5 protein-coding genes and 1 pseudogene are annotated in these 5181 nt (G+C 51.4%); 2 read left to right on the plus strand and 4 right to left on the minus strand.

What is annotated here, in order from left to right:
* Positions 1-436, plus strand: a pseudogene (gene gyrB, locus HMPREF1051_RS05580) (DNA gyrase subunit B); the annotation flags it as partial.
* A gap of 301 nt (positions 437-737) precedes the next feature.
* Here the strand turns inward: gyrB and HMPREF1051_RS05585 are convergent.
* The 4 genes from HMPREF1051_RS05585 to HMPREF1051_RS05600 form a co-directional block, all read right to left on the minus strand.
* A complete protein-coding gene (locus tag HMPREF1051_RS05585) occupies positions 738-1523 on the minus strand; it encodes a cytochrome c1 (protein ID WP_003765585.1) in 786 nt (261 codons plus the stop codon).
* A gap of 14 nt (positions 1524-1537) precedes the next feature.
* Positions 1538-2887: a cytochrome b gene (locus tag HMPREF1051_RS05590; RefSeq protein ID WP_003765580.1), complete on the minus strand. Its 1350-nt coding sequence runs from the start codon at positions 2885-2887 to the stop codon at positions 1538-1540.
* 18 nt (positions 2888-2905) lie between these two features.
* Positions 2906-3487 (minus strand): ubiquinol-cytochrome c reductase iron-sulfur subunit, encoded by a 582-nt coding sequence (gene petA, locus HMPREF1051_RS05595; protein WP_003765574.1) that lies wholly within the window; start codon positions 3485-3487, stop codon positions 2906-2908.
* A 122-nt stretch (positions 3488-3609) separates the two neighbouring features.
* Entirely contained in the window at positions 3610-4359 is a 750-nt protein-coding gene (locus tag HMPREF1051_RS05600) for a Nif3-like dinuclear metal center hexameric protein (RefSeq protein WP_003765578.1), read from the minus strand.
* A 231-nt stretch (positions 4360-4590) separates the two neighbouring features.
* Here HMPREF1051_RS05600 and HMPREF1051_RS05605 point away from each other — a divergent pair.
* The coding region (locus HMPREF1051_RS05605; RefSeq protein ID WP_003765581.1) for a LysR family transcriptional regulator at positions 4591-5181 on the plus strand (591 nt) is incomplete at its 3' end.

Consider the following 5181-nt stretch of genomic DNA (forward strand, 5'->3'; position numbering starts at 1 on the left):
CTTCATCAAAATCACCCGCAAACTGCACGGCAACGTCATGGTCAGCTACATCGAACCCAAGTTCCTCAACAGCAAAGCCTACCAAACCCTCACCCAAACCGCCGCCGCGCTCAAAGGCTTGGTTGGCGAGGGCGCCAAGCTCTACAAAGGCGAGAACGAGTACGACGTGGACAGCTTTGAAACCGCGCTGAACATCCTGCTCCAAAACGCCCAAAAAGGCATGTCCATCCAGCGATACAAAGGTTTGGGCGAGATGAATCCCGAACAGCTCTGGGAAACCACGATGGATCCCGCCGTGCGCCGTCTGTTGAAAGTGCGCATCGAAGACGCCATCGCCGCCGACGAAGTGTTCGTTACCCTGATGGGCGACGAAGTCGAACCGCGCCGCGCCTTCATCGAAAACAACGCCCTGATTGCGCAAAACATTGACGCTTGATAGGGGCTGAAACATGAAAAGGTCGTCTGAAAATAGGGATTTCCGGTTTTCAGACGACCTTTTTGATTGGTGGGAACGTTGCGGCGTCATGCCGCATGAAATATAGTGGATTAAATTTAAATCAGGACAAAGCGACGAAGCCGCAGACAGTACAGATAGTACGGAACCGATTCACTTGGTGCTTCAGCACCTTAGAGAATCGTTCTCTTTGAGCTAAGGCGAGGCAACGCCGTACTGGTTTAAAGTTAATCCACTATAAAAAAGGCAAACCCGATTAGGTTTGCCTTTTTTATTACAAGACTTAATGAACGTCTTTCCAATATTCTTTTTTCAGGAAGTATGCCAGAGGCAGCATCACTGCAAGCAAGAACATCAACACGATATAGCCTGTACGTTTGCGCTGGAGCTGCGCCGGTTCACCCATGTAAACCAAATAGTTCACCAAGTCGCGTACATAAGCATCGTACTCTGTTTGGACGACTTTGCCGTTTGGCAAACGACGGCTGTGTGCGCCGGTAGATTCCCAATAGAGCTTGGGTTTCAATTCGCCATGTTCGTCTTTCACCATGACCGGCTGACCTTTGGCATCCAGCTCAACCGCTTGAACGCCTTGTTGCTCCCACAAGGGGTGGGGCATGCCGACTTTGTCGAATACGACATTGTTCCAACCGTTCGGACGGGTCGGGTCTTTATAGAAGCCGCGCATATAGGCATACAGATAATCCGCGCCTTTAGAACGGGCAATCAGTGTCAGATCCGGAGGAGCTGCACCAAACCATTTGGCAGCATCTTTAGGATTCATCGCCGCCAACATGACATCACCAACGTTGTCTGTCGTAAACATCAGGTTTTTCTTGATTTCTTCATCAGTCAAACCGATGTCTTTCAGACGGTTGAAGCGCATACCACTTGCCGAGTGGCAGGATAAGCAGTAGTTGGTGAAAATTTGAGCACCGCGCTGCAAGCTGACTTGGTCGCGCAGGTCAATCTCGACTTTTTCATAGTGTCCGCCACCGCTGGCGACGGCGGCACTCATAGGCACTGCCAATAACAAGGCAGCAAACCAGTTTTTCAGGGTATGTTTCATTTTCGCTGCCCTCATCAGATATTGGTTGCAAACAGGTAAGCACCGATGACGGTAATACCGACATAAACAAAGAACATGATTTTTTGTTTAGTGGTGCTCATGGTTACACGTTCGGGAACCGGTTTATTTGTATCCAGTTTGGTGTAGAACGGCATACCCAGGAAGAATGCAAAATAGACGACGGACAGAATGCGCGCAACTATAGTACGGGTATCGGTTGCCACTAACGCACCCAAGATACCCAGACCGATGAAGGAAATGACAAACAAAACCAATGCGATTTTGAAAATCGGACCACGGTAGCGGACGGATTTCACTTCACCTTTATCCAACCAAGGCAACAGGGCAATCAGGACAACAGCCGCGCCCATACCGATTACACCCCAAACCTGAGTACCGAGGAATGAAGGAATCGCACGCAAAATAGCGTAGAACGGGGTAAAATACCATACCGGTGCAATGTGCGGCGGTGTTTTCAGCGCATTTGCCGCTTCAAAGTTCGGGGCTTCGAGGAAGTAGCCGCCGCCTTCGGGGGCGAAGAACAATACGGAGCAGAAAACAATCAGGAATACGACAACGCCCAAGATGTCTTTGACGGTGTAGTACGGATGGAAAGGAATGCCGTCGAGCGGAACGCCGTTTTCATCTTTGAGTTTCTTAATTTCCACGCCGTCAGGGTTGTTTGAACCCACTTCGTGCAGGGCAATGATGTGTGCCACAACCAAACCGAGCAACACCAGCGGTACAGCGATAACGTGCAGCGCGAAGAAGCGGTTCAGAGTAACATCGGAGATATTGAAGTCACCACGAATCCAAGTGGACAAGTCAGGACCGATAACGGGGATGGCGGAGAACAGGTTAATAATCACCTGCGCGCCCCAGAAGGACATTTGACCCCAAGGCAACAGATAGCCCATAAAGGCTTCGGCCATCAATGCCAAGAAAATCAGGGAACCGAAAATCCACACCAATTCGCGCGGTTTTTTGTACGAACCGTAAATCAGGCCGCGGAACATGTGCAGGTATACGACGATGAAGAAGAAAGATGCGCCGGTGGAGTGCATATAACGGATAATCCAGCCGCCGGACACGTCACGCATGATGTACTCTACTGCGGTAAAGGCAGCAGGCAGATGATAGGCATTCAGGTTGCCGTCCGGTTTGTAGTTCATGGTCAGGAAGATACCGCTGACGATTTGAATCACGAGGACGAGCAGAGCCAAAGAGCCGAAGTAGTACCAGAAGTTGAAGTTCTTCGGCGCGTAGTATTGAGCCAAATGCTCATTCCACATTTTAGACAGAGGGAAACGAGCGTCCGTCCAGTCTAACAATGCTTTTGCTTTGCTATTGGTTTGCTTTGCCATAATTATCGTTCCTTATTTTTAGTCTTCGCCCACCAAGATGGTCGTATCGCTCATATATTTGTGCGGCGGAACAACCAGATTGGTCGGTGCAGGAACACTTTTATATACGCGGCCTGCCATGTCGAATTTCGAACCGTGGCAAGGGCAGTAGAAACCGCCTTTCCAATCTGCCCCCAAATCTGCAGGGGCAATATCGGGACGGAAGGTCGGCGAACAGCCTAAATGTGTACAAATACCGATGGTAACGAGAATGTTCGGCTTAATTGAACGGGTCTCGTTTTTACAGTTTTCGGGCTGATGATCCACATCGGAATTAGGGTCGGCAACCGCGCCGTTCAAACCTTTCAGGTCTTTGAGCTGCTGTTCGGTACGGTTAACCACCCAAATCGGCTTACCTTGCCATTCGGCAGTCAACATTTGTCCGGATTCGATTTTGCTGACATCTATTTCGACGGGAGCACCTGCGGCCTTGGCTTTTTCCGACGGGAAAAAGCTTGCCACGAAAGGCGTAGCTACGCCCAAAGCCGCCACACCGCCCGCGCCGCACGTAGCCAGCGTCAAAAAGCGGCGGCGACCGCTATTGATTTCTTGATTATCCATTATTCAGTCGTCCTAAAATTTTGGGAATACCGAGCCATTAAACGATGTAATTCTACCTAGTTTACCGTGATACTCAAAGCATTATTTAAATTAAGGTAAATTTTCATGACGATTATCAAGGCTTAAGCGGGATTATCTTCGTCGAAATGACAGACTTCCAACTCAAAATGCTGTGCCACGGCTTCGCCCAGGGCGCGGATGCCGTAACGTTCCGTCGCATGGTGTCCCGCGCTGACAAACGCAACGCCTGTTTCATTGGCAAGGTGAAACTGCGATTCTGAGATTTCTCCGGTCAGATAAGCATCGACGCCTTCGTCTATGGTCGTCTGAAAAAATCCCTGCGCACCGCCGGTACACCATGCGATGCGTTTGATTTCGCGCGACATATCGCCGACGGCTACGGGCTGCCGTCCCAACGTTGCAGCAATGTGTTGCAACCATTCAGCCAAAGTCTGCGGCGTTTTCAGACGACCTATATTCAACAGATTCTGTTCGCCGAACCGCCTTTCGACTTCCCAACCCAACTTATCGGCAAGCTGCGCGTTGTTGCCCAACACAGGGTGTGCATCCAGCGGCAGGTGGTAGCCCGCCATATTGATTTGGTGTTGCAATAATGTTTCGATACGCACTTTTTTCCAGCCCGTAATCGTTACCGGCTCGCTTTTCCAAAACATCCCGTGATGCACCAAAAGCATGTCCGCGCCCTGCTCCGCAGCAAAATCGACCGCCGCCTTGCTTGCCGTTACCGATGTCGCTATTTTGCCGACTTCTGCCCTGCCCTCGACCTGCAAACCGTTGGGCGCATAGTCTTTGAACATGCCGACCTGCAACACCTCATCGCACCACGCCAAAATATCATTGCGTTTCGCCATATCATTCCTTTCAACACATAGCGGATTGAATTTCACAGGACAAAGCGAAGCAACGCCATCCCTGTTTCAAATCAATTCACCGCATTCATACAAAATCGGACGCACATTCTAACCGCAAACCCTGACGCGCCCCAATCCCCACGCCGTTCAACACGCGCCCGCATTTACACCCCGGCATGAAATATTTTAATATTGCCTGTTTCAAGAGGTCGTCTGAAAGCGTGAAAACCAATGGATTCCATCATCGAACTGCGCCATCTCAAAACCCTGCTGGCACTCGAAGAAACCGGCAGCGTATCCCTTGCCGCCAAGCGCGTCTTCCTGACCCAATCCGCCCTTTCGCACCAAATCCGCGCGCTTGAAAACTATTACGACACCCCCCTGTTTGAGCGCAAATCCACGCCCTTGCGTTTTACACCCGCCGGCGAACGCCTGTTGAGGCTCGCACGCGAACTCCTCCCGCAAGTTTCCGCCGCCGAGCGCGACCTCGCCCGCATCATCGAAGGCGAAGCAGGCGAATTGCGGCTAGCTGTCGAATGCCACACCTGTTTCGACTGGCTCATGCCCGCAATGGGCGAATTCCGCCCCATGTGGCCGCAAGTCGAATTGGACATCGTTTCCGGCTTTCAGGCAGACCCCGTCGGACTCCTGCTGCAACACCGCGCCGATCTCGCCATCGTATCCGAAGCCGAAAAACAAAACGGCATCAGCTTCCGCCCCCTGTTCGCCTACGAAATGGTCGGCATCTGCGCCCAAGACCACCCGCTTGCCGCCAAAACCGTTTGGGAGGCAGAAGACTTCATCGGCGAAACCCTCATTACC

This window comes from Neisseria sicca VK64, assembly GCF_000260655.1.
GTDB lineage: Bacteria > Pseudomonadota > Gammaproteobacteria > Burkholderiales > Neisseriaceae > Neisseria > Neisseria sicca_B.